23 protein-coding genes are annotated in these 25,306 nt (G+C 63.9%); 4 read left to right on the forward strand and 19 right to left on the reverse strand.

Annotated features, from left to right (window positions below):
• Window positions 1-23 precede the first annotated feature (23 nt).
• From FJ958_RS27510 to FJ958_RS27540, 7 genes are all read right to left on the reverse strand, one after another.
• Window positions 24-752 carry an ABC transporter ATP-binding protein gene (locus FJ958_RS27510; RefSeq protein WP_140748067.1) on the reverse strand — a complete coding sequence of 243 codons (729 nt, stop codon included), beginning with the start codon at window positions 750-752 and terminating at the stop codon, window positions 24-26.
• Complete coding sequence (locus FJ958_RS27515) at window positions 752-2,269, reverse strand: ATP-binding cassette domain-containing protein (protein WP_140748069.1); 1,518 nt, start codon at window positions 2,267-2,269, stop codon at window positions 752-754. Before FJ958_RS27515 ends, FJ958_RS27510 begins: the two co-directional genes overlap by 1 nt.
• Window positions 2,269-3,864: a high-affinity branched-chain amino acid ABC transporter permease LivM gene (gene livM / locus FJ958_RS27520; protein WP_140748071.1), complete on the reverse strand. Its 1,596-nt coding sequence runs from the start codon at window positions 3,862-3,864 to the stop codon at window positions 2,269-2,271. Before livM ends, FJ958_RS27515 begins: the two co-directional genes overlap by 1 nt.
• A 4-nt stretch (window positions 3,865-3,868) precedes the next feature.
• Complete coding sequence (locus FJ958_RS27525) at window positions 3,869-4,771, reverse strand: branched-chain amino acid ABC transporter permease LivH (protein ID WP_140748073.1); 903 nt, start codon at window positions 4,769-4,771, stop codon at window positions 3,869-3,871.
• A gap of 335 nt (window positions 4,772-5,106) precedes the next feature.
• On the reverse strand, window positions 5,107-6,108 hold the full coding sequence (locus FJ958_RS27530) for a 4-hydroxyproline epimerase (protein ID WP_140748075.1): 1,002 nt from the start codon (window positions 6,106-6,108) through the stop codon (window positions 5,107-5,109).
• A gap of 15 nt (window positions 6,109-6,123) precedes the next feature.
• Entirely contained in the window at window positions 6,124-7,437 is a 1,314-nt protein-coding gene (locus tag FJ958_RS27535; RefSeq protein WP_140748077.1) for an FAD-dependent oxidoreductase, read from the reverse strand.
• Window positions 7,438-7,500: 63 nt separating this feature from the next.
• Window positions 7,501-8,394 carry a dihydrodipicolinate synthase family protein gene (locus FJ958_RS27540; RefSeq protein WP_140748079.1) on the reverse strand — a complete coding sequence of 298 codons (894 nt, stop codon included), beginning with the start codon at window positions 8,392-8,394 and terminating at the stop codon, window positions 7,501-7,503.
• A 123-nt stretch (window positions 8,395-8,517) separates the two neighbouring features.
• On the opposite strand from FJ958_RS27540, the gene FJ958_RS27545 reads away from it, so the two are divergent.
• Window positions 8,518-9,156, forward strand: a complete 639-nt coding sequence (locus FJ958_RS27545) for a GntR family transcriptional regulator (protein ID WP_246679795.1) — start codon at window positions 8,518-8,520, stop codon at window positions 9,154-9,156.
• Window positions 9,157-9,165: 9 nt separating this feature from the next.
• Here FJ958_RS27545 and FJ958_RS27550 read toward each other — a convergent pair whose 3' ends face one another.
• The 3 genes from FJ958_RS27550 to FJ958_RS27560 all read right to left on the reverse strand — a co-directional run bounded on the left by FJ958_RS27550 (window position 9,166) and on the right by FJ958_RS27560 (window position 11,887).
• The gene (locus FJ958_RS27550) at window positions 9,166-9,483 is read right to left on the reverse strand and encodes a hypothetical protein (RefSeq protein ID WP_140748083.1); all 318 of its coding nucleotides are present in this window, start codon (window positions 9,481-9,483) and stop codon (window positions 9,166-9,168) included.
• A gap of 327 nt (window positions 9,484-9,810) precedes the next feature.
• Window positions 9,811-10,113 (reverse strand): hypothetical protein, encoded by a 303-nt coding sequence (locus FJ958_RS27555; protein ID WP_140748085.1) that lies wholly within the window; start codon window positions 10,111-10,113, stop codon window positions 9,811-9,813.
• A gap of 277 nt (window positions 10,114-10,390) precedes the next feature.
• Window positions 10,391-11,887: a CoA-acylating methylmalonate-semialdehyde dehydrogenase gene (locus FJ958_RS27560; RefSeq protein ID WP_140748087.1), complete on the reverse strand. Its 1,497-nt coding sequence runs from the start codon at window positions 11,885-11,887 to the stop codon at window positions 10,391-10,393.
• A 368-nt stretch (window positions 11,888-12,255) separates the two neighbouring features.
• Between FJ958_RS27560 and FJ958_RS27570 the strand changes: the two genes are divergently transcribed.
• Window positions 12,256-13,137, forward strand: coding sequence for a LysR family transcriptional regulator (locus FJ958_RS27570; protein WP_140748090.1), 882 nt, complete (start codon window positions 12,256-12,258; stop codon window positions 13,135-13,137).
• 29 nt (window positions 13,138-13,166) lie between these two features.
• Here FJ958_RS27570 and FJ958_RS27575 read toward each other — a convergent pair whose 3' ends face one another.
• Window positions 13,167-13,739: a hypothetical protein gene (locus FJ958_RS27575; RefSeq protein WP_140748092.1), complete on the reverse strand. Its 573-nt coding sequence runs from the start codon at window positions 13,737-13,739 to the stop codon at window positions 13,167-13,169.
• A gap of 195 nt (window positions 13,740-13,934) precedes the next feature.
• Between FJ958_RS27575 and FJ958_RS27580 the strand changes: the two genes are divergently transcribed.
• Entirely contained in the window at window positions 13,935-14,378 is a 444-nt protein-coding gene (locus FJ958_RS27580; protein WP_140748094.1) for a hypothetical protein, read from the forward strand.
• The gene (locus FJ958_RS27585) at window positions 14,375-16,531 is read left to right on the forward strand and encodes a phosphatidylserine/phosphatidylglycerophosphate/cardiolipin synthase family protein (RefSeq protein WP_140748096.1); all 2,157 of its coding nucleotides are present in this window, start codon (window positions 14,375-14,377) and stop codon (window positions 16,529-16,531) included. Before FJ958_RS27580 ends, FJ958_RS27585 begins: the two co-directional genes overlap by 4 nt.
• Window positions 16,532-16,565: 34 nt before the next feature.
• Here the strand turns inward: FJ958_RS27585 and FJ958_RS27590 are convergent, their stop codons facing one another.
• From FJ958_RS27590 to FJ958_RS27625, 8 genes are all read right to left on the reverse strand, one after another.
• Entirely contained in the window at window positions 16,566-17,822 is a 1,257-nt protein-coding gene (locus FJ958_RS27590; RefSeq protein WP_140748098.1) for a D-amino acid dehydrogenase, read from the reverse strand.
• A gap of 111 nt (window positions 17,823-17,933) precedes the next feature.
• Window positions 17,934-18,476: a nucleoside-diphosphate kinase gene (locus FJ958_RS27595; RefSeq protein WP_181176537.1), complete on the reverse strand. Its 543-nt coding sequence runs from the start codon at window positions 18,474-18,476 to the stop codon at window positions 17,934-17,936.
• A 14-nt stretch (window positions 18,477-18,490) separates the two neighbouring features.
• Window positions 18,491-18,907 (reverse strand): nucleoside diphosphate kinase regulator, encoded by a 417-nt coding sequence (gene rnk, locus FJ958_RS27600; protein ID WP_140748103.1) that lies wholly within the window; start codon window positions 18,905-18,907, stop codon window positions 18,491-18,493.
• A 275-nt stretch (window positions 18,908-19,182) separates the two neighbouring features.
• A complete protein-coding gene (gene alr, locus FJ958_RS27605) occupies window positions 19,183-20,322 on the reverse strand; it encodes an alanine racemase (protein ID WP_140748106.1) in 1,140 nt (379 codons plus the stop codon).
• 93 nt (window positions 20,323-20,415) lie between these two features.
• Window positions 20,416-20,937 carry an RNA pyrophosphohydrolase gene (locus FJ958_RS27610; RefSeq protein WP_181176538.1) on the reverse strand — a complete coding sequence of 174 codons (522 nt, stop codon included), beginning with the start codon at window positions 20,935-20,937 and terminating at the stop codon, window positions 20,416-20,418.
• 119 nt (window positions 20,938-21,056) lie between these two features.
• Entirely contained in the window at window positions 21,057-22,238 is a 1,182-nt protein-coding gene (locus FJ958_RS27615) for a divergent polysaccharide deacetylase family protein (RefSeq protein ID WP_140748112.1), read from the reverse strand.
• A 291-nt stretch (window positions 22,239-22,529) separates the two neighbouring features.
• Window positions 22,530-23,861 carry a S41 family peptidase gene (locus FJ958_RS27620; protein WP_181165786.1) on the reverse strand — a complete coding sequence of 444 codons (1,332 nt, stop codon included), beginning with the start codon at window positions 23,859-23,861 and terminating at the stop codon, window positions 22,530-22,532.
• Window position 23,862: 1 nt separating this feature from the next.
• Entirely contained in the window at window positions 23,863-25,221 is a 1,359-nt protein-coding gene (locus FJ958_RS27625) for a murein hydrolase activator EnvC (RefSeq protein ID WP_140748115.1), read from the reverse strand.
• Window positions 25,222-25,306 lie beyond the last annotated feature (85 nt).

The raw sequence follows: 25,306 nt of genomic DNA on the forward strand, positions 1-25,306 counted from the left end.
TTGCATGGTGGAGACTCCTGAACTCAGTGGTGGCCGCCTTCGAGATAGGCGGCGCGCACTTCGGGATTGGCGAGCAGTTCCTTGCCGGTGCCGCTCATCGTCACATTGCCGTTGACCATGACATAGCCGCGGTTGGCGAGCTTGAGCGCGCCGAACGCGTTCTGCTCGACCAGGAACACCGTCAACCCCTGGGTGCGGTTCAACTCGCGGATGGCATCGAAGATCTGCTTGACGATCAGCGGCGCCAGCCCGAGCGACGGCTCGTCGAGCAAAAGCAGCTTCGGCCGCGCCATCAGCGCGCGTCCGATCGACAGCATCTGCTGCTCGCCGCCCGACAGCGTGCCGCCGCGCTGGGCGATGCGCTCCTTGAGCCGTGGAAACAGCGTGAACACCTTTTCGACGTCCTCGTCATAGTGCTTGAGGTTGTCGAGGCTAGCGCCCATCTGCAGGTTTTCCATCACCGTCATGCGTGGGAAGATGCGGCGTCCTTCCGGCGACTGGGCAATGCGCAGGCGCGCGATCTCGTGCGTCGGCAACTGCGTGATGTCGGTGCCGGCGAAGGTGATGGTGCCGGTGCGGGCGCGCGGGGCCCCGAAGATGGTCATCATCAGCGTCGACTTGCCGGCGCCGTTGGCGCCGATCAGCGCCACGATCTCGCCCTGCTTGACGGTGACGTCGACGCCGTTCAGCGCCCGGATGTTGCCGTAATAGGTCTGTACACCCTTGATATCGAGCAGTGTCGTGCCGGCCATCACTTGCCTCCTCCGCGCTTGCCGGTCGCAGGCTTGGCGGCGGCTGTTTTTCCGGAAGTCGTGCCGGCGCTCTTTGCCGACGCAGGGCTGGCCGCCACCTTGCCCGCATCGACGCGGCGCGAGAATTCCGTGTCCTTGCCCTGAGCGAGCAGCCTGGCCTGCTTGACCCAGTCCTCACGCGCTATGCGCCCGTCAAAAGCGAGATAGGCTTCGGCGGCCTCGACGTCGGCCTTCTTCCAGGCGCCGATCTGGTCGAAGTGGAAGATGCCGTGTTCGTTGAGCTTCTTCTCGTTGACCGCACCAATGCCCTTGATGCGGGTCAGGTTGTCGGCTTTGCCGCCACGCGGAGCAGCGAGACGGTTCGAAACGCCCTCGGCCTTTGCCGCGGGTGCCTTGGCGGCCGGCTTCTTTGCTGCCGCTTTCGCGACCGGCTTGGCGGCCGGAGCCGGCTTTGTCGCCTGTTCAGGTTTAGCCACAACGGGTTTGCTCGCCACGGTCACGGCACGCGCATCGATCTGCGCAGCCTTGGAGGCGCCTTTCGACACCGTGACGCGCTCGCCCTCGCTGTGGCCGACCGTGTCGCTCACCGGACCGGCCAGATACGACGCCGAGGTGCCCGGACCATGCGCGGCGTCGGGACCCGTATCAAGTTGTTCGATGACGTCCTCGTCGCCGACTTCGGTCAGCACCGTCTCGACCTCCTCGTCGTCGACGCCGAGATAGGCGGCGATGACGCGCGGATCGGTGCGCACCGACTGCGGATTGCCGTCGGAGATCTTGCGGCCATATTCCAGCACCACGACATGGTCGGAAATCTGCATGACCACCGACATGTCGTGCTCGATCAGCAGGATCGAGGCCCCTGAGGTGTTCTTGATGTCCATCAGCAGCTCGTTGAGGGCGGCCGATTCCTTCGGGTTGAGGCCGGCCGCCGGCTCGTCGAGGCACAGAAGCTCCGGACCGGTGCACATGGCGCGCGCGATCTCGAGGCGCCGCTGCGCACCATAGGGCAGGTCGCCGGCCGGATCGTCGGCACGATCGACGAGATCGGCCTTCTCCAGCCAATGCTTGGCGAGTTCCACTGATTCAGCCGAGGCCCTGCGGTAGCCGCTGAAGCCGAACAGGCCAAGCACCGTATAGCCCGAAGCCTTCATCAGTTTGTTGTGCTGGGCAACCAGGAGGTTTTCCAGCAGCGTCATGCCCGAAAACAGGCGGATGTTCTGGAAGGTGCGCGCCACCTTGGCGCGCGCCGGGATCTCGTGGTTGGGCAGCCGTTCCAGGAGATAGCTCGAGCCATCGGCACGATTGAGCGTGATCATGCCTTCCGATGGCTTGTAGAAGCCGGTGATGCAGTTGAACACGGTCGTTTTGCCGGCTCCGTTGGGGCCGATCAGCGCCGTGATTTCGCCGCGCTTAGCGGTGAAGGACAGGTCGCCGATGGCGACCAGGCCGCCGAACTTCATCGACAGGTGATCGACCTGCAGGATGGCGCCGTTCATTTGTGTGTTCGCATCCATTAGCCGTGGCCCTCCTTGGTGAAGGAGCCTGAGACCGCTTTTCGCTCCTTAAGGAAGGCCGTCGGTTCCCTGCTGCCGACGAAGCCGCGCGGCTTCCACAGCATGACGATCACCATGGCCATGCCGAACAGAAGCATGCGGTAGAGTTCCGGTGTGAAATCAGGCCCGAAGACCTGCTTGAGGAAGTCGAGTTCGCGCAACGCCTCGGTGCCGCCGATCATCACCATCGCGGCAACCGCGATGCCAACCAGCGATCCCATGCCGCCGAGCACGACGATGGCCAGGATGATGGCCGATTCCAGGAAGACGAAGGATTCCGGGCTGACGAAGCCTTGCCGCGCGGCAAAGAACGAGCCGGCGAAACCGCCGAACATCGCGCCGGTGGCAAACGCCGTCAGCTTGGTGGTGGTGGTGTTGATACCGAGCGAGCGGCAGGCGATCTCGTCCTCACGTAAGGCCTCCCAAGCACGGCCGACCGGCAGACGGCGCAGCCTGATGGTGACGAAGGCGGTAAGCAGGCACAGACCCAGGATCAGATAGTAGAGGAAAATCTTGTAATAGGCGCTCGAGGTCGCGAGATGCAGAACCTTGGCAATGTAATTGGGGTCCGACACATTGAAGGTCATCAGGCCGAAGAAGGAAACCTTGGGAATGCCGGAGATACCGGCCGAGCCGTTGGTGACCTCGCGCCAGTTGATCAGCACCAGCCGGATGATCTCGCCGAAGGCGAGCGTCACGATCGCCAGATAGTCGCCGCGCAGACGCAGCACGGGGAAGCCGAGCAGCACCCCCCAGAGAGCGGCCATGCAGCCCGCGGCCGGCAGCAGGATCCAGAACGACAGGCCGTAATGCGTGGCAAGAAGCGCATAGGCATAGGCGCCAAGTGCATAAAAGGCGACGTAGCCGAGGTCGAGCAGGCCGGCGAGGCCGACGACGATGTTCAGTCCCCAGGCCAGCATCACATAGATCAGGATCTGGATGCCGAAATTGTCGACCCATTTCAGCGAGCCCTGCAGCCCTCCAGCAATCGACCAGGCGTTCAGCGACAGCACCGCGACCACGAGGATCGGGTACAGCACCAACGCTGTGATGCCCAATTTGGTGAAGTTGGCATGAATGAAGGCGCGGAAGTAGTAGATCACGCAACCCAGCACATAGATGACCGCCAGGGCGCGCAGGAATTGGAGATAGCCGGCCGGTTCTGCTCCCACCCATCCGGCGAGAGAGCCGCCCAACACGAACAGCAGCGCGGCCGCGACGACAGCCAGGATGAACGCCGGCAACTGAAAGAATCGTGACCCCACGCTGGCTGGTAACAGACCGGTGGCGACGTCGGCGATCTTTTGGTTGGCCATGAAGGGCTGGCCGTAGGCGACATAGAGGAAACGCCCGACGGCCGTGGCGATCACCACGGCGGCGAGCAAGCCCCAGCGCTGAGTCAGGACCAGTTCATTGGACATGTTCTGACCGGTTTTCAGCCCGATGAACAGCACGAACAGGCCAAGCGCGATGGCGCCGGCATAGAACGCTTCCCGAAGGGCGCGCTGGATGGGGCTGGCGACGGTGTCGCGCTCACGAGATACGGTCACGGCCATGGTCTCAAACCTTTTCGACTTCAGGCCGGCCCAATATGCCGGAAGGCAGGAAGATCAGCACGATCGCCAGGATCGAGAACGCCGCGACGTCCTTGTAGTCGATCGAGAAATAGGCCGACCACATGCTCTCGATGAAGCCGATCAGAAGGCCGCCGAGCACGGCGCCGGGAAGCGAGCCGATGCCGCCAAGCACCGCCGCCGTAAATGCCTTTACCCCCGGCACAAAACCGTCGGAGAAGGCCACCACGCCATAGTACATCAGGAACAGCGTGCCGGCGACGGCGGCAAGCGAGGCTCCCATGATGAAGGTGATCGAGATGGTGCGGTCGACGTCGATGCCGAGCAGTGCCGCCATCTTGCGGTCCTGCTCGCAGGCGCGTTGCGCCCGGCCAAGCGAGGTCTTGTTGACCAGATACCAGAACAGCACCAGCAAAAGGGCGGTGACGATGACGATGATGATCTGCTTCAGCGACACGCTGACGCCGTCGATGTTGTAGACCTTCGACACCATCGGCGGGATCGGCTTGTTGCGCGGCCCTTGCGTGACCTGGACGAAATTCGACAGCGCGATCGACATGCCGATGGCGGTGATCAGCGGCGCCAGCCGGAACGAACCGCGCAGCGGCCGGTACGCCACCTTCTCGATCGTCCAGTTGTAGAGACTGGTGAGCAGCATCGCCACGATCATCATGACCAGCAGTGCGATGACCACAGGCACCGAATAGAACAGCGCGCCCAGGATGAGGAAAACGATCAGCGCGGTGAAGGCGCCCACCATGAAAATGTCGCCATGGGCGAAATTGATCATTCCGATGATGCCGTAGACCATCGTGTAGCCGATCGCGATCAGCCCATAGATCGATCCCAGCGTCAGCCCGTTGATAAGCTGCTGGACAAAATACTGCATGTGTACATGGCTCCCCTGGAATGTCGCCCATGCAGACGCATTCCTTTTCGTATTTCCCCTAGTCGTAAAGTTTCGAGCCCGGATTGCAACGTGATTTTTCGATCGCCATGCGCGTTTCCAATGCACGCCATTTCGACTGCCCGTTTTTTTGCACCCGGCCTCTGGACTATCGCGGACCCTATCATTGGCATAACGCAATGTCTTTGACGATTCAGGCCTATCATGCGCGCCGTTTCGAAGAAATCGCCGTCAAAATAAGTTGATGAAGGGATTCCTTGCGCCGCCGACAGCATTCCTTCTTGCGCCTCCATGCCTTCCGTTGCGTGATGAATCGCCTATTTGACCACGAACCCATGCGCGAACGGATCGCGGTCGTCGATGAAGATCGTGTTCAGTCCGGTCATGCGCGCCCAGCCGCCGATCGAGGGTATGATCGCCGGCTTGCCCGCCACGGTGACCTCCTTTTCGACCTTGCCCTTGAACAGCGAACCAATGATCGATTCATGCACGAAGGCGTCGCCCGCCTTGAGCTTGCCCTTGGCATGGAGCTGCGCCATCCGCGCCGAGGTACCGGTGCCGCAGGGTGAGCGGTCGATCGCCTTGTCGCCGTAGAAGACGGCGTTGCGGGCGTCAGCCCCCTCCACCGTCGGCTTGCCGGTCCACAGCATATGCGACAGCCTGTTGATGCCGGGATTCTCCGGATGCACGAAGGCATATTTCTCGTTCAGCCGCTGCCGCACCACCGGGCTCCAGGCAATGAGGTCGCCGGCGGAATGGTCGGCCATGTCGCGATAGTTCGCCTGCGGCTCGACGATGGCGTAGAAATTGCCGCCATAGGCGACATCGACGGTGATCTCGCCGAGCCCGGGACATTCGACCGTCAGCCCTTCGGCATAGAGGAACGACGGCACGTTGGTGATGCGCACCTCCTCGACATATTCGCCGACCTGCTTGTATTCGGCGATGACCAGGCCGGCCGGCGTGTCGAGCCGCAGCACACCTGGCGTCCGCGGCTTGATCAGCCCGTGCTCGATCGCCATCGTGACCGTGCCGATGGTGCCGTGGCCGCACATCGGCAGGCAGCCCGAGGTTTCGATGAACAGGATAGCGATGTCGCAATCCTCGCGCGTCGGTGGGTAGAGGATCGAGCCAGACATCACGTCGTGGCCGCGCGGCTCGAACATCAGGCCGGTGCGGATCCAGTCATACTCGGCGAGGAAATGCGCGCGCCGTTCCATCATTGTCGAACCCTGCAGCAGTGGGCCGCCGCCGGCGACCAGCCGCACCGGATTGCCGCAAGTGTGGCCGTCGATACAGAAGAAGGATTTCTTGGCCATGTCGCTCCTCGAAAATCAAAACCGTTGCGGGCTGAAGGGGGCCAGATCAACAGACGGAGTCTGCCTCAGGACGAGCTCGCGGATCAACCGTCCAGTCGCCGCAGCCTGGGTCAGGCCGAGATGGCCGTGGCCGAAAGCATACACCACCGGCGGGGCTCCCGGCGCCTTGCCGATGACAGGCACCGAATCCGGCAGCGAGGGGCGGAACCCCATCCATTCGCGCCCACCCGACGGATCGAGCCCCGGCAGGAATTGCTGCGCCTTTTGCAAGAGCGCTTTCGACCTGTTGAAGTTGGGCGGCCGTTCGATGCCGCCGAGTTCGACGGCGCCGCCCACGCGCAGGCCCGTTTCGAGCGGCGTGATGACGAAGCCATGGCTGGAGAAGATCAGCTGCCGCGTCACGTCGAAAGCGCCGTTCGGCAATGTCGTGTTGTAGCCGCGCTCGGTCTCCAGCGGAATGCGGTCGCCGAGCTGCCGCGCCAGAAGGTGCGACCAGGCGCCGGCGGCGACAACGAGCCGCCTGGCGCGCCTAATGGTTCCGTCGGCCAGCGTCAGCGCCGCGCCGTCCTGATCCGCCGCGATCCGGTCGATGCGGGCCGTTTCAAAGCGGGCGCCCTTGGCCTCGGCATAGGCCCACACTGCCTTGCCGAGCAGTTTCGGATCGGCGACCGTCTTCCAGCCCGGCACGAACGTGCCCTTGACGAAGCGCGGCGACAGTCCAGGCTGCAAAGCCGCCAGCCCCTCGCCGTCGACGTGGCGGAAGCCGATGCCGAAGCGTTCGCGCGCCGCCCAGCCCGGCAGCGCGGCGCGGAACTCGGCTTCGCTTTCGTAAAGTTCCAGCGAACCGTCCTCGCGCAGCATCGGCCGCGTGCCGGAACGATCGAGCAGACCCATCCACTCCGCTTCTGCAAGCTTCATCATGCCGGCCTGGGTGGCGAGGCTGGCCTCGTATTTCGCCGGTGCGCCGGCGCGCCAGAACCGGAACAGCCAGGGCAGGAGTTTCGGCAGGTAGGCGGGCGGGATGCTGAGCGGGCCGAGCGGATCGGCCAGCCATTTCGGCAACTGGCGGATCATGCCCTTGTGGGCCAGCGGCAACACGTCGGAAAAGGCGAAGGCGGCGGCATTGCCGGAACTGGTCTCTTCGCAGATGCCGGTGCGGTCGAAGACCGTGACATCCAGCCCCGCCTCGGCAAGAAAGGCGGCCGCGCAGATGCCGATGATGCCGCCGCCGATGATGGCGATGTCTTCACCCCGTTCACGGGGAGAAGGGGCCCGAAGGGCGGATGAGGGGCGGCGCCCTGCTTCTGTCGACTTGGAATTTCCGGCCACGTGGGGCGCTGCTCCTCATCTGGCTGCCGCCATCTTCTCCCATGAAAAGGAAGAAGAACCTCCTCAAAATTTCGGCAGTGTCGGCCGCACCGCCAGTGCATCCTTGACGATCTTCTCGACCGCCTTGCGGCGCTCGCCAGACAGCGGCTGGCGCGGCATGCGGACACGGTCGTTGGTCTGAATGGTGAAAACTTCGGCGAGCTTGATGTTCTGCACCAGATAGGTCGAGACATCGAGGTCGAGCAGCGGCCGGAACCAGCGGTAGATGGCGAGCGCCTCCTCGCGGCGGCCCTGCTTCATCAGCTGGTAGATGGCGACGGTTTCGCGCGGGAAGGCGGTGACCAGGCCGGCCACCCAGCCGATGGCGCCGACCGACAGCGCCTCGAAGGCGAGATTGTCGACGCCGGTGAACAGGTCGTACCGGCTGCCCAGGCGGTTGATGATCTCGGTGGAGCGGCGGATGTCGTCGGAGGATTCCTTGATGGCCACGAAGCGCTTGTCCGACGCCAACTCCTCCATCTGGTCGACGGTGACGTCGACACGGTAGGCGAGCCGGTTGGAGTAGATCATCACCGGCAGGTCGCCGGCTTCGGCGACGGCACGCAGGGCCGCGACCGTCTCTTCCGCATTCGTGTGGTAGATCGGGCTCGGCACCACCATCAAGCCATTGGCGCCTTCCCTTGCGGCACGCTTGGCGATGCTGGCCGCCTCGCGGGTGCCTGCCTCGTTGACCGTCAGCAGCACCGGCTTCTTGCCGGCGACTTTCCGCGCGGTCTTCAGCACCTCGATCTTCTCGTCATGCGACAGCATCGGTCCTTCGCCGAGCGAACCGCAGACGATGATGCCGTCGCAGCCAGCCTCCATCTGCAGGTTGAAGCAGCGTTCCATTTCGGCATGGTCAAGGCGATCGTCGGCGGTGAATTTGGTCGTGACGGCGGGGAAGACTCCGGTCCACATGATCATTTCTCCATCTGATATATCAGACGTATATCTGTTGGGAAAGTCGCTGTCAATGCGGAATCCGTTATGATATATTCTAGATATATCAGGAGCCCGCCATTGATATCCCTGGAAGCAAGCATGACGTCCGAGCCGGCGGCGACCAAGGCCTATCGCGTGCTCGAGCATATGATCGTCACGCTGGAACTGGCGCCGGCGGGCTTTGTCACCGAGGGGGCGCTGATCGAAAAGCTGGCGCTGGGCCGCACGCCGGTGCGCGAGGCGATCCAGCGGCTGGCCTGGGAAGGGCTGCTGGACGTGCGGCCCCGCGCCGGCATCGCCATCGCGCCGCTGCATCCGGGCGACTGGCTGCGCGTGCTCGACGCCCGGCGCGGCATCGAAGTGGTACTTGCCCGCTCGGCTGCCCGCTTCGTCACCCGCGAGGCCGCCGACCTGTTTCACGAGGCGGCCCTTTCCATGCAGAAGGCGGTCATCTCCAGCAATGTGCTTGCCTTCATCCAGGCCGACAAGGCGCTCGACGAGGCGCTGGCGCTGGCCGCCGACAATCCGTTCGCCGCCAGGCTGGCCGCGCCCTTGCAGACCCATAGCCGCCGCTTCTGGTTCCGCTACAAGGCCGACACCGGGCTGGCGGAATCCGCCGAGCACCATGTCGCCTTGATCCGCTCGATCCTCGACGGCGACGAGGAAGCCGCGGCCAAGGACGCCAAGAGGCTGATGGCGCTGCTGCGCGGCCATGCCGAGGTCGCCGCCACGCGTTGATCGGGCGGCTCAGATCCCGTGCGTCATCGTGGCGACGGCGAGGTTGTTCTCCCAGCCCTCACCGGCCGCGAGGATGCAGCTTCGGCCCTTCACGTCGGTTATCAGCATCGTCCAGGACCCGCTTGCCGAAACGTAGATCTCGACAATCGCGGCCTGTCCGACCACTCCGTAGCCGATCTGCTTCTCTTGAAAAGCCTGCGCCAATCCCGCGACGACGTCATTGTGGGCGCCGCAGACGAGTTGCGCCTGTGCGGACAGCGTCATCAGCGCCAGCGCGGCGCCGGTCGCGGCCATCCGGATCCATCGAAACGAAATTTTGTGTGCCATCCGGCATCTCCTTCGCCCTGACATTCCGGCAAGGGAGGCACGTTGGCAGCCTCAGCACACCGGAGCGTTCCAGGCCGGATCCGACGTCTTCATCACGTCACTCCTTCTGGTTTCCGGTCTGTCGTGTGGGAAGTTCCCATCACTTCCCTTGATTCGATATGGTAAGGTCCCGATCCGAAAACAAGCACCCGTTCGGGCCTTGCCGCCATCGTCCCCAAGTCGCGCCGCGGTGCGCTGGAAAAGGCTGTGAGTCAAAAACGTCAAGCGGCCCATAGCGCTGCTGCATGGCTCCTGCCGCGATGATGGCCGCGACACACCGAACTTCGCTCAAGCGCCCGGCAGGGCTGCTTTCATCGTCGAACTGTCCCAGCCTTCGCCGACGGACAGGATGCAACTCTGGCCCTTGGTATCGGAGGCCAGTACGGTCCAACTGCCTTGTTCGGAAACAAAGACCTCCAGGATCACACTTGGGTTGATCAGGCCACGCCCGGCTTCGCTCTCATGGAAATTGTCGCCGAGCGCCTTGACGATGTCGGCGCGCGCGGCGCATTGCCCGGCCGCTTCAGCCTGCACGACACCGGACATTGCCATGGCCGTGCAAAATATCGTTGCGATAAAACGTCGTTTCATCTGACACCTCCTTGCGCCAGACGAGCACCCCGGGTTTACACCGGCGCTGTCGGATTGCCTGCCCATGGCAGGAATACAGCAAAAGCTGTAGCCCGGCCGCTTTGTTCCATCACATTAGCGTTTAGACATATAGCGTGGCGTGAGAATCAAAAGGCCCGGGGTGCGCCCGGGCCTTCCTGGTCATTCATCGTCGGGATAACGAACTCGGCGCCATCCTTGATGCCGGCCCGCGCGCCCGCAGCCGAAGGCGAGGACGCGCAAGCAAGAAATCGTCCGGTCAGTTCATCGTCGGGATAACGAACTCGGCGCCGTCCTTGATGCCGGACGGCCAACGCGAGGTCACCGTCTTGGTCTTGGTGTAGAAGCGGAACGCATCCGGGCCGTGCTGGTTGAGATCGCCGAAGGACGACGCCTTCCAGCCGCCGAACGTGTAATAGGCAATCGGCACCGGGATCGGCACGTTGACGCCGACCATGCCGACCTGGACACGGCTTGCGAAATCACGCGCTGCGTCGCCGTCGCGGGTGAAGATGGCAACGCCGTTGCCCATCTCATGATCGTTGGCGAGTTTGATGGCGTTCTCATAGGTCGGCGCGCGCACCACCGAGAGCACGGGCCCGAAGATTTCCTCCTTGTAGATGCGCATGTCTGATGTGACATTGTCGAACAGGCAGCCGCCCATATAGTAGCCGTTCTCATAACCCTGCATCTTGAAGCCGCGGCCATCGACGACAAGCTTGGCGCCTTCCTTGACGCCGGTATCGACATAGCCCTTCACCCGCTCCAGCGCCTGTGCCGTCACCAGCGGGCCGAAATCGGCGGAGGAGTCCGTCGATGGGCCGACCTTGAGACTTTCGACGCGCGGCACCAGCTTTTCCATCAGCCGGTTGGCGGTGTCGTTGCCGACCGGGACGGCAACCGAGATCGCCATGCAGCGCTCGCCCGCCGAACCGTAGCCGGCGCCGATCAGCGCATCGACGGTCTGGTCCATGTCGGCGTCCGGCATGATGATCATGTGGTTCTTGGCGCCGCCGAAGCACTGCACGCGCTTGCCGGCCGCGGTGCCACGCGAATAAATGTAATGCGCGATCGGCGTCGAACCGACAAAGCCGATGGCCTTGATGTCGGGATCGTCAAGGATGGCGTCGACAACATCCTTGTCGCCATTGACGACATTGAGGATGCCCGCCGGCAGGCCGGCCTCGATGAACAGTTCGGCAATGCGCATCGGCACGCCCGGATCACGCTCGGAAGGCTTTAGGATGAAGGCATTGCCGCAGGCGATGGCCGGCGCGATCTTCCACAGCGGGATCATCGCCGGGAAGTTGAACGGCGTGATGCCGGCCACGACGCCGAGCGGCTGGCGCATCGAATAGACGTCGATGCCAGGGCCGGCGCCGTCGGTGAACTCGCCCTTCATCATGTGCGGCGCGCCGATGCAGACCTCGACCACTTCGAGGCCGCGCTGGATGTCGCCCTTGGCGTCGGCAATGGTCTTGCCGTGCTCGCGCGCCAGGATGTCGGCCAGTTCGTCATAGTCGCGCTGGACCAGTTCGAGGAACTTCATCAAAACGCGCACGCGGCGCTGCGGGTTGGTGGCGGCCCATTTGGGCTGCGCTGCCTTGGCGTTCTCGACCGCGGCGCGCAGTTCCGCCTGCGAGGCCAGCGCAACCGTGCCGCGCACGGAGCCGTCCATCGGCTGCATGACATCCTGCTTGCGGCCGCTGGTGCCGGCGACGCGCTTGCCGCCGATGAAATGACCGTATTCGATCATGATTTCTCTCCCTGGGTTTGTGATGCTGCATTGTCCGCCTTTGGCAGGCGGATAGCAACGCGAGGGAGATCGCAACCGTTGTGCGCGAAATAGACAACGAGCGCTGGGTGTGCATTAATTGCCGCAAATGATGGGTAGCTGAAAAGGCTGAAGCTTGCGTTCCTTCACACCCCCCTCTGTCCTGCCGGACATCTCCCCCGCAAGGGGGGAGATCGAACGCCACGTCCGCCTTCTCCAATCACCAATGCTTGAGGAGTGGCGCCATCAAGAGAGCTATCAATCTCCCCCCTTGCGGGGGAGATGGCCGGCAGGCCAGAGGGGGGTGGGCGGGAACTCGACCTGCAATCTCAAGCTTATGGGTCATCCCCATGAACTGGGATGACGTCCGCGTCTTCCTTGCCGTGGCCCGCGCCGGCCAGATTCTGGGCGCCGCCAAGCGGCTCGAACTCAACCACGCCACCGTCTCGCGCCGCATCGCTGCGCTCGAGGATGCGCTGCGCACGAAACTCTTCCGCCGCTTGACCACCGGCAGCGAGCTGACGCCAGCCGGCGAGCGCTTCCTCGACATTGCCGAACGCATGGAGGGCGACATGATCGCCGCGCGCTCGGCCATATCAGGCGAGGGCGACGATATCTCGGGCACGGTGCGCATCGGCGCGCCGGACGGCTTTGGCGTCGCCTTCTTGGCCAGGCGTCTCGGCGCGCTGACCGCGCTGCATCGCGAATTGACGATCCAGCTCGTGCCGGTGCCGCGCTCTTTCTCCCTCTCACGCCGCGAGGCCGACATCGCCATCACTGTCGAGCGGCCGACCGAAGGCCGGCTGGTGGCGGGAAAGCTGGTCGACTATTCGCTCGGCCTGTTCGCGTCGCGTGCCTACGCCGATGCCAACGGCCTGCCCAAAACCGCGGCCGAACTCGGCCGGCACACCCTCATCGGCTATGTGCCCGACCTCATCGTCAGCCCGTCACTCGATTACGCCGCCGAATTCAGCGCCGACTGGCGCACCAGCTTCGCCATCTCCTCGGCGCTCGGCCAGGCCGAAGCGGTGCGCTCGGGCGCGGGCATCGGCATCCTGCACACTTTCGTCGCCCGCTCGATGCCGGAACTGGTGGCCGTCGATGTGGTGGCGCCCATCCGTCGCGCCTACTGGCTGGTCTATCACGAATCGGTCAGGCCGCTGCGCCGCATCCAGATCGTCGCCAGCTTCATCACCAAGGCGGTGGAACGCGAACGGGGCCTGTTTACCTGATTTCGCAAAACCGGCACACAATGTGCCGCTCAAGGTGAGTCGAGAACAAACGAATTCACCACACGCTCAGCCTTGTCCGCCAGCGGCGCCCACATCTGCGCAACCTGGCCGGCGCTCTCGCCCATCACGCTGCAATTGACATAACCGTAGCGCGCGCCTCGAACCGAAAAAGCAAACCTGGAATGGCCATGTAGGCGGGTATCCTTGTCGATAACCGTAAAGTCCAGATCGGCAAGACGCACAGGATAGCCGTCCGGAAACCTTGCAAGCTTGTCATTGCTGAACTCGGCTGTGCTGTATGATCTACCTATCATCCACTTCCAGTCGTTCATCGACCAGTCCTCGATGAACTTGCGCGGATCGGCCGGCGAGCCGGGTCCGGATCGATTGTAAAGCGAGGCCGAAACCATGCAGGTAAGACTCTGATCGTTGGGTTCTATACTCAGCAATATCGCCTCGTCGGAAGGCGGCTCATTGATCCATTCCTGGGGAAAGGTCAGCGAAAATCCGTTGGCCCGGTCATGGACCGTCTTGTCCGCAGCATCGGCCCCCGCAGCGCAGGACAAAAATCCAACAGTCATGACGAGAAGGCAGATACGCATGCAGATGCTTGTCCCCAAATCCTTACGGGTTCGGCCCTTCAGGCAGTCCCAAAATCACAATAACACAGCAGGCCGCAAGCAATGCTGCCTTTTCCTTGCCATAAAACCGGCCAGTGTGGCATCAGGCGTGCGGCCACCGGCCACGAAGCGGGCCGCCGGGTGGGGAAATCTTTCAGAAAGCTGGCGCGGATAGACATGCGAGCCGTTCTTGCCATCCTGCCGCTGCTTTTCGTTTCCGCGTGCGCCAATCCATGGACCAAGGTGCCCGAAGCCGATTTGCCCAAACCGATCCGCTACGCCATGGCGCGCCCCTCGCCTTTCGTCATCGGCAATTATTGCGGTCCGGGCACCCGCACCGGCGATCTTTCCGCCCGGCCGGTCGACCGCCTCGACGCCGCCTGTCAAATCCATGACGCCTGCTACATCGCGCGTCACAATCATTGCGACTGCGACGGCGCCCTCATTGCCTCGGCGAGGGCGATACGCGATGACAGGACGGCGCCTCGCAAGATGCGCGGCGCGGCCGAACTGCTGATCGTCACCTTCGCCGTTCCTGTCTGCAAGGTCTTCCCGCAAGGCTTCATGCCGCCCCGCGATCCGGCGCAGTTGCGCGCGATGAAGGCCGGAGTCACCGGTTGAACGTCCGCGCATCCATCATTCTGGCCCTGTTCGCACTGGCAATCCTTGCCGGCTGCGCTGGTGCGGGCCGCAATGCCTGCGACCTCTTGCCGGAACAGGAGGCCTGCGCGCGGCCCTCGCTGTCGGCCAGTTCATCCGGGCCGCGGGTCGCGGCCACGCAGTTCTTCGGAGATGCCGGCACCAGCGACTACGAAAGACGGTTCCAGGCGCTGCTCGCCCACAACCAGCTCGATGCCATGGATCGCGCCAACGGCACCGGCCCGTTCGGGCGCAACCGCCGCGATGTACAGAATCGCGATTTCCAGGCGACCTATTCAACGCTGCAGCAACTGGCCGGACCGGTCGCAAACGCGCATCTAGCGCCTTCCGTTGGCGGCAGTGGCGAGGGCCAGTTCGGCGGACGCTGGCGGGTGTCGCGGCAGACGCTCTACATCGATGCGGCCGCACGGCCATCGGTATCCAAGACGTTCGAATTCTCCGGCCTGCAGGCACGCAGCACCGAGATCGTGCTGCGTCAGGCCGGCAAGCAACCGGCCGACATCGAGGGCACCTGCGACGGCACTTTGGCGATCCGCGCCGCCGGAGCCTCACGCACAATCGCCCCCGGCACGGAATTCCGCCTTCGCCTCTCGGGCGAAGACGATACGGCCAGCCTGTTTCCGGGCGACAGCCTGAACCGTTGCACGGCAAGGATCCGCTCCAGCCTCGTCCCGGCCGGCGCTCCGCTCACCATCCTGCGCGAGGAGACCGCCGATCCCGGGCTTGCTGCCTTCGACAGCCGTTACCAGCGTTGCCCGGTACCCGACGGCGCCGGCCTCGACGCGCTTGAACGCGCCTTCTATGCCAGCCGTTGGCTGTCGCAGACCTGCGCCTTGCCGATCGGCGAGCCCAGGCTGCTGCGCAAGTCGCGTGACGGCTTCAACGCCAAGGTCGAGGCGCTGATGGGCGCGCCGCTGTCCGACGCCGCCATCGACAAGGGCGATCCGGAACTGCCGCTCGATTTCTCGAAGGCGCCAAGGCTGAAGCTGATCTATCTGTCCTCGCTGGAGTTCAAGGCCGACTTCTCCGGCCGCATCATCGAGCGGCTGATCCGCCATCATGCCGCCCTCGGTACCAAGGTGCGCATCATGGTCACTGACGTGCTCGAGCGCGAAAAGGACGACGCCATGCTGCACCGGCTTGCGGCCGAATTCCCCAATGTCGAGCTGCAGGAATACCGCTGGCGCGCCGACCATGGCGCGCCGATCGACGAGCAGGTTTCACAATTGCACAAGACCCATCACATCAAAATGCTGGCAACGCTGGCGCAGGATCCGGCGCGCTCCCGCGTCATCATCGGCGGCCGCAACATCCACGACGGCTTCCTGTTCCATCAGCCGATCGACCTGTCGCGCTATCCGGACCTGCAGCAATACGGCAAGACCGATGGCCTGTCGCTGAACTACTATTCGAACTGGAGCGACTTTGATATCGAGTTCGCCGACAATGCGACGGTCGACACGCTTGCCGCGCATCTGTCGACAATATGGTTGCGCGACGCCGACACCAACCTGTCGCGCCCCTTCTCCATCCCGGTCCGCGCCGGCGGCCGCCGCCCGTCGGGCAACGCCCGGCACTTCATTTCAGTGCCCTATGAGGACGACCATGCGCTGGAGGACTATTTCGTCGATCTGATCGATGCCGCCCAGCACCATGTCCAGATCGTCAACCCCTATCTCAATCTGACGCCGAGCCTCGCCCACGCCTTCGACCGGGCGCTCGCCCGCGGCGTCAAGATCGACATTGTCGGCCGCATCGATCTCAAGGGCGATATCGGCGGCAGGTTTCTCACCGCGCTCAACAAGCTGTTCGTCGAGCAATATGGCGGCCGCATCAACATCCGCGAGTTCAAGGCGCCGGACGTGGTGCTGCATTCCAAGATCATGATGATCGACGAAAGGCTGGTCGCCATCTCCTCGGTCAACCTCAACAACCGCAGCTTCTTCCACGACTCGGAGAACGGCATGACGGTGCTCGATCCCGCTTTCTACGTCAGGATGAAGCCGATCTATGACGACTACCTCGCCCACTCGAACCCGGTCGCCACCAATGTGACCATCCCGTGGGCCTACCGGCTGCTGTTCGACGAGGAGTGGGTGAAGGAAGCGTTTTGACACTCATCGGTCATGCCGATGAACGGCGCCTTGGCTATTTCAGATAACGCTCCTGCGCCAGTGCGCGCACATCGATATCCGGCACACGGCTGGAGATGATGTCGGCCAGAACCTTGGCCGAACCGCAGGCCATGGTCCAGCCGAGCGTTCCATGGCCGGTGTTGAGATAGAGGTTGGAAAGCTCGGTGCGGCCGATCAGCGGCGGCCCGTCCGGCGTCATCGGCCGCAGCCCGCACCAGAACGTCGCCTCGCGCATCGCGCCGGCGCCCGGAAAGAGATCGCCGACCGAATGTTCGAGCGTGCGCCGCCGCGATTCGTGCAGCCTGAGGTCGAAGCCGGAAATCTCTGCCGTGCCGCCGACACGGATGCGGTCACCAAGCCGGGTGATCGCCACCTTGTAGGTCTCGTCCATCACCGTCGACACCGGCGCCAGGGCGGCGTCCTTGATCGGCACGGTGATCGAATAACCCTTGACCGGATAGACCGGGATCGACCGCTTCATACGGCGCATGAAGCCCGCCGAATAACTGCCCAGTGCCATGACATAGGCGTCTGCGGTCTTGAAACCCTTGCTGGTGCTGAGGTTGGCAATGCGGTTGCGGCTGCGGATGACGCGCCAGATCGTCATGTCGTATTCGAACTTCACGCCGCGCGCCACACAGAGCTCGGCCAATTTGTCGGTGAACATCTTGCAGTCGCCGGTCTCGTCATGCGGCAGCCTCAGCCCGCCCACGAACTTCTCGCGCACGCCGGCGAGCCCCGGCTCCGCCGCGATGCAGCCGTCCTGGTCGAGGATTTCATAGGGCACGCCATATTTCTTCAGCACCTCGACATCGCCTGATGTGCCATCGAGCTGTTTTTGCGTGCGGAACAGCTGCAGCGTGCCCTGTGTCCGCTCGTCATAGCTGATGCCGGTCGCTTCGCGCAGCGCCTTCAACGTGTCGCGGCTGTACTCGGCCAGCGGCACCATGCGCGATTTGTTGATCGCGTAACGCTCGGCGGTGCAGTTGCGCAGCATCTTGACCAGCCATGTCCACATATGCGGGTCGAAGGCCGGCCGCACCACCAGCGGACCATGCTTCATCAAGAGCCATTTGATCGCCTTGAGCGGAACGCCGGGCCCGGCCCAGGGCGAGGCATAGCCGGGCGAAATCTCGCCGGCATTGGCGAAGCTGGTTTCCAGTGCCGGGCCTTTCTGCCGGTCGACCACCGTCACCTCGTGGCCGGCCTCGGCGAGATAATAGGCCGTGGTCACCCCAATGACGCCACCGCCCAGCACCATGATCTTCATCGTTCACTCCTTACGCCGTGCCTGACGCCCATAGACACGACCCACTTGCGATTTGCGCATGATCCCCGGCGAAAATCGTCCCCGATCTTCGAGACCACGCGCCGTTGCCATTCACGCCGCCGAGGGACCGGGGTCGTCATCCTCTGTCTGCCGCATTCCGGCCGCCGCGCCAAGAGGTTGGATTGGGGCTGCGGCGCTGTAGACGAGAGTCAATCCATGCGGCCGACGTCCGCCGGCCGAGGCTTTCTCCCTGGCTTCCCGCCGCGCGGCTTCCGGCTGATAGAGCACCGTCTTGATCCGGATCGCCTCCCGCCTGCCATCAGCGTGTTCGATCGATGCCGTCTGGCCCTGCGCCATGCCGAGCATGCAGAGCCCACGCCTTGTCGCCACCGACAGGCTGGAGCCGACCGGCCCGCGCACCTCGTTCTGCACCAGGGTGCGCGTCTCGGCCGCGCCGGCATCGACGCAAAACACCACCCTGCTGTTCAGCGTCACGACATCGGGTTCGACCGAATCGACCGGCACGACGCGGGCGTTGGCAAGCTTCTCCTCGATCATCCGGACGATCGGATCCGCGAACGCCCGCCGTCGTTCCAGCATGACTTCGAGCACCGCGAAATCCTTCGTCGTCAGGCGGCAGCTCATGTTCCTCATCACCGCCTCCACGATCAGCGCCCGCCGCCGGCGGGGATATCGACGGCCTCCACGGTCACCGACAGTTTGCGGCCGCCACGACCGTTCCAGCACACCGCCTGCCCGATGCTGACACCGATGAGCGCCGTTCCCATCGGCGTCAGCACCGAGATCCGGTTTTCGGCAATGTCGGCTTCGCCGGGATAGACCAGCACGATGCGCTGTGTGTTCCCGCCTTCGCCGCGGACCGTCACCGTCGAACCCATCCGCACCACGCCAGCCGGCATCGCCGCCGCGTCGGTCACCACCGCCCGGTCCATTTCCGAGAGCAGCTCTTCGGCCGTCTCGGGCGCGCGGTCGAGCAGGGCCCTTGCCAGCCCGGTCAACCTGTCATGGTCGGTGTTGCTGATGAGAATCCGGCTCGATGGACGCAGTCCCGTTGCATGTTGCATGGCAAACCTCATGGATCGGCGCATCGAACGGATGCGCGCCTGCCGCCGCGCTGATTGCGGCTTGACGAAAGGCCGGCAGCCGCGAAGGGCCGTACGGCTTGATGACGATTGTGGATGTATGGATGCCCCGGTACGGACGGACGCCGAAAGGCGGCCGCGCCGGGGCTACGATCCCGCGATCGGGCAGACCCTGAACAAGGTTCTGATATAAGCGAGGTTGCTCATGCCCCGACCCTTGCCGACAGGCGCCCGCTTGTCAAGCGCGGCCAAACCGCTCAACCGCCGATATAGTGCCGGTGAAAGCGCGGGCCGAGACTGGCCAGGATTTCATAGCCGATGGTGCCGGCATGGCCGGCGGCATCGTCGACGCTCTGCGAGGGGCCGAGCAGTTCGACCAGATCGCCTTCGCGCAGTTTGCCGGGTTGAAGGGCGGAGATGTCGAGAATGATCGAATCCATCGACACACGCCCGAGGAAAGGCAGACGTGTACCTTCGAACCAGGCCGCCGAAGCGGAGCGTCGCAGCCAGCCGTCCGCATAGCCGAACGAAATCGTCGCAAGGCTCAGCGGACCTTGCGCGTAATAAGTATGGCCATAGCCGATGCCGGTGCCTTTTTCGACGCGGCGCGTCTGCGCCACCTTGGCCTGCAGTCGCACGACAGGCAGCATCGGATTGGGCTCGTCAGGCCTCGGATTGATGCCGTAGAGCGCCGCCCCCGGCCTGGCGAGATCGTAATGGTAGCCCTGTCCGAGAAAAATGCCGGACGAATTGGCAAGCGAGCCGGGCGCCGCGGGCAACATGGCACGCAGCCGTTCGAAGGCCAGCCTCTGCTCTTCATTGGCCGGATGGCGCGGCTCGTCGGCGCAGGCCAGGTGGCTCATCACATATCCGACGTCGATGCCATCGAAAGCGCCGGCATCCCCGGCCAGCGCCTCGACTTCGGCCGGCGCCATGCCAAGCCGCGACATGCCGCTGTCGACCTGGATGGCGGCCGGAAGCCTGCGGCCGGCGCGATGCGCCGCCGCGCGCCAGGCTTTCAACTGCGCGCCACTGTTGATGACCGCGCACAGGCCGGCCGCCACCGCTTCCGGCTCCGAGCCCGGCGGCAGCCCGTTCAGCACGTAGATGTCCGGTCCAGCTCCGACCACCTTGCGCAGATCGATGCCTTCCGCCAGCAGCGCGACGAAAAAGATGTCGCAGCCTTCCCTGGTCAACGCCAATGCCACCTGCGCGGCGCCAAGGCCATAGCCGTCGGCCTTGAGCACGCCGGCACAGCGCACGCCTGCCAGCCTTGCCTTCAGCCGCCGGTAGTTTTCACGGATCGCGCCAAGATCGATGGTCAGGATGGCCCCGGCCGCCGCTTCGCTTACGGCGGTGACATCATCGGGCAGCAACCTTGTGGGGGCGTCGTTCATGGCGACCCTCCTTTTAGCGGATAGAACATCAATAGGACCGCAGGGCGGGCGCGGCAACTGCGGCCCTTCGAACCACGGCCAGCGCCGGTCCTGCTACGGCACGAGGTGCCGGAACGCCGCCACCACGTCTTCATAGACCTTGCGCTTGAACGGCACGATCAGATCGGGCAGATCCTGCATCGGCCGCCACGACCATTTGTCGAATTCGGCGGTGTGGCCGCCCGGCGGGGGGTTGATCTGGATCTCGCTGGTGTCGCCGTGGAAGCGGAAGGCGAACCATTTCTGCGTCTGCCCACGATAGCGCCCTTTGAAGGCGATGCCGACGAGGTGGTCCGGCAGATCATAGTTGATCCAGTCCGGCGCTTCGGCGAGCAGCGAAACGCTGCGCATGCCGGTCTCTTCGTAGAGCTCCCGCTCCGCCGCCTGCAGCGGCTCCTCACCCTTGTCGATGCCGCCTTGCGGCATTTGCCAGAGCTGCGTGGTGCCGGCGAATTCGCTGTCGGGTTCGGCGATGCGATGCCCGATCCAGACCAGGCCTTCGCCATTGAGGATCATCAGCCCGACACAGGGACGGTAGGGCAGCGTTTCGCGATCGATCTTTTTGGCCATGAGCAATGAGTTCCAGCCGTCTTGAGAATTCGCTCCGGCAAGGCGGGCGGCGAATGGTTTCGAGGAGCGCGGAAGCACGGAAAACGCCGCCAGATGCCGCCAGAGCAGAGGTACCAAGATGGCTGTTAGCCTTTTTGCGGGTCTATGGCCACCGCTGAAATCGGCACGATCTCGATGCCGCGTTTCTTGGCCTCGGCCACCCATGACGACACCGTGTCGACGGTCAGGTCGAAAGCCGAGCCGATGCCGACGGCAGTGCCCTTGGCGCGCGCGGTCGCCTCCAGACTGTCCAGTTTCTTCAGGATGGCGCCGCGATCCTGGACCGCGTCGATCGCCATGTCGCCGGCGACGAAGGGCACGCCGTCCTTCAGCGCCAGGTCAGGTGCAAGGCTGCGCGCCGATGAGCCGTCGTCGATATAGGCGAGGCCCCTTTTGCCGAGTTCGGCCATGAACGGCTCCATCGCCGCCGTATCGGCGGAAAACCGCGCGCCCATATAGTTCATCACACCGGTATAGTTCGTCGTCCGCGACAGCGCCCAGTGCAGGCTTTTCAGGTTCTCTTCGGCACTCGCCGTCACCGTCAGCGTGTTACGGCCGGGGTTGACGTTGGGATAATCGAACGGTTCGAGCGGCACCTGCATGACGATCTCATGTCCGCTCTGCCTGGCGGCCTGCATCCAGCGGCCGATGCTGTTGCCTTGCGGCGCGAAGGCCAGCGTCACTTCCGGCGGCAATTTGGCAATGGCCGCCTGGGTGCCGGTCTGCGACACGGCAAGTCCGCCAATGACGATCGCCACGCGGGCACCGCGTGCGCCGGACCAGGGCCGCGCATAGACGTCGAACGGTCGCCGGCCGTCGGCGGAGCGCATCGGCAAGGGTCCGGTTTCGCTGGCTTCGATCAGCGCCTTGTCGGGAATATGCGCGATCTTCAGGTTCTGGCCGACGGTCGACGGGTCGCGAATGACGATTTCCGCCTTGGGCGGTCCATCGCCTTCCACCGTCTGCACGTGGATGATCTGCGGCCCACCGGTCTTCGCCGGCGTCTCGATCTTTGGCGTCGCTGCAGGGGCCAATGCGGGAGGCGACGCAGAGGGCTCGGCCGCAGCGGTCACTTTCGGCGTCGAGACGGCGACTTCCTGCGGCTTGCGGAATGGCTTTTCCCTGAGCGCGATCGCGGCCGAGATGCCGACCACCGCCAGCACGACCGCGCTCGCCGCGATCACACCGGCGCTGACCTTGCCGGCGGCGCGCGGCGCCCGGACAGTCTGTCCAAGCGGGCGTTCGATGTCCTTGCCGATATCAGCCAAGCCCTGTCCCCGGTGCGCATGGTTCCTTGCTCGGCCCTTTCGAGACGACACGCGCGAATTCTTCAACCCTGGCGCACCCCTGGCGCCGCATCCGGAGGCCTCGTCCCGCCTCCCGAATCAAACTGCCGGAACCTTTCGGTCCCGGCAGCATTGCATTGCTTCGTTCGGGCGGCCAGACCCAGGGCAATCCAGGAAAAGTGCGAAACGGTTTTCCGTCCTGAATTGCGAGAAAGCAAGGAGATGGAGCGGTTCGACGTTCGCATGGGACGCGAACCGCTCTAGCCTCCGGCCTTACTGGTTAAGCACGGCCTTTTCCGGATTGGGCGGGAAAGCCGGATCTGTCTTCTGGCCTCGCAGCAGCTGCTCGGCATAGATGAGCTGCAGGTCGTCCTTCGGATCCGGCGGCACATAGGCTGCGGAGCCGGAGCCGGTCTTGCTCTCGTCGGCGCCCTTGATATGGCCCTTGAGATCGGACTCGCCGCGCGTCAGGTCCCGGCCCTGCAGTTCTGGCGGCAATGGCTGGTCGACCTTGATGTCGGGCGTGATGCCCTTGCCCTGGATCGACTTGCCCGACGGCGTGTAATAGAGCGCCGTCGTCAGCCTCAGCGCCCCGTTTTCGCCGAGCGGAATGATGGTCTGCACCGAACCCTTGCCGAAGGACTGCGTGCCGACAACCGTGACGCGGCGCAGATCCTGCAGCGCGCCGGCGACGATTTCAGAGGCGCTGGCCGAGCCACCGTTGACGAGCACGATCATCGGCTTGCCGTTGATGTCGTCGGTCTGCTTCGGCTTGGCGTCGAAACGGGTGACGTCCTTCGGATCGCGGCCGCGCGTCGAAACGATCTCGCCACGCTTCAGGAAGGCGTCGGACACGCTCACCGCCTGGTCGAGCAGGCCGCCAGGATTGAGACGCAGGTCGAGCACATAACCCTTGAGCTTGTCGTCCGGCACCTGCTTCTTGATGGTGTCGATGGCGTTCTCGAGGTCGTCATAGGTCTTTTCGGTGAAGGAGGTGATCTTCATGTAACCGATGTCGTTTTCGACCCGGAACTTGACCGCCTTGACCTTGATGATGTCGCGCACGACCGTCAGTTCGATCGGCTTGTCGGCGCCCTGGCGCAGGATGGTGAGCTTGATCGGCGTGTTGACCAGGCCACGCATCTTTTCGACCGCATCGTTGAGCGTCAGGCCGCGAACCTCTTCGCCGTCGATCTTGGCGATATAATCGCCGGCCAGCACGCCAGCCTTTGCGGCCGGGGTATCGTCGATCGGCGTGATCACCTTGACCAGGTCGTTCTCCATCGTGACCTCGATGCCGAGGCCGCCGAACTCACCCTTGGTCTGGACGCGCATGTCCTGCGCCTGTTCGGCGTTCATGTAGGAGGAGTGCGGGTCCAGCGAGGAAAGCATGCCGTTGATGGCGTTCTCGACCAGCGACTTGTCGTCGGGCGGCGTGACATATTGTGCCCGCACCCGCTCGAAGATGTCGCCGAAGATCGCCAGTTGCTTATAGGTCTCCGACCCCGCAGCGTTCGCCGCCGAGCCGGGAGCCCCATAGACAAGGCTCATGGCGGATGCGCCCATCAGCGCACCGGCAAACAGAAGCGACAGTTTCCGCATCATTTCACGTCCTTCCAGAAAAACGGTCCGCCCACCATGGGGCCGGATCGACGGGTTTTCCATCCTTGCGGAACTCGACATAGAGTTCCGGCGTGGCACTTCCATTCTTCGAAACCGAGGTGCTTGCCACCCGGGCCTCTCCCATCGCACCGACCGGCTCTCCTGCGAGCACTGACTGGCCAGTCACGACGCTGATTCTGCTCATCCCCGCCAGAACGACATGATAACCGTCGCCGGCATTAAGGATCAAGAGTTGACCGTAGGAGCGAAACGGCCCCGCATAAAGCACATTCCCATCCGCCGGTGCGGTGACGATGGCTCCCGATTGTGTCGCAAGCATGTCGCCAAGCATCACTGCGCCGTTACCGTCATCGGCGCCGAAGCGGCGTTTGATGCGCCCGGTGACCGGCAGCGCGATCTGTCCTTGCAGCGCCGAAAAGGGAGCTGCCGCAGCGAGCCGGTTGCCTTCGGGAAGCGGCAATGCCGCCAGCGATGCCGTTTTGTCGCCGCCCGTCTGGTCGTCACCCGTCTGGTTCGCGGCGGCGGTCTTCGCTGCATCCGCGGCCTTGCGGGTCTTGTCAGCCTGCGCCTCGAGCGACGCGATCAGATCCTTCAGGCTGCTTGCCTTGGCCGCCAACTGCTCGGAACGCTGCTGTTCGGCCGTCATCTGCGCCTGCGTGTCGGCCTCGAGCTTCTGCTTGGCTTCCAGCAGCATGCTCAGTCGCTTCTTTTCCGCGGCCTGGTCGCCGACCGCCGCCGTCAGCCGTGCCCGCTCGGCCTCGATCGAGGCCGTCACCCGCGTCTGCTCCTTGAGGTCGGCCAGCAGACTATCGGTTTGCTGGCGCAATTCCGGCACCACGGCGCCGAGCAGGATGGCGCTGCGCACCGACGACAGCGCGTCCTCCGGCTTGACCAGGATCGCCGGCGGCGGGTTGAGCCCCATGCGCTGCAGTGCGCCAAGCACTTCGGCCAGCACGTCACGCCGCGCCGCGAGCGAAGCGCGGATCTTCTGCTGCTGGCCCTTGAGCCCTTCCAGCTTGGCACCGATATCCTCGATGTCCTGGCCAAGCTTCTGCTCGGTCATCGCCGACTGGATCAGCGCCGCGGTGATCGAGGCGTGGTCCTTCTTGACCGCGGCGATATCGGCAGCGAGCTTCGCCAGCCGTTCCGATGACAGCGTAATTTCCTTGGAAACCCGTTCGTATTCGGCGCGGCTCTGGTCCGGATCAGGCGCCATGTCGAGCGTGTTCTCGGCCCGCACCGCATGGAACGACAAAAGAACCGCCGCCGCCGCGATGCCGCAGCGTGCGCGCCAGGAGGCTCTCCTCGATGAGCCCGTTGTCGATTTCCAGCCTTCAGACATTCGCGATCGACTCTATCTGCGGCTTCGTTAACGAACCATCAACCATGTTGATGCGTGTCGGCCCAAAAAAGGCGGTGGTTTCCGG

The organism is Mesorhizobium sp. B2-3-5 (genome assembly GCF_006442395.1).
Lineage (GTDB): Bacteria > Pseudomonadota > Alphaproteobacteria > Rhizobiales > Rhizobiaceae > Mesorhizobium.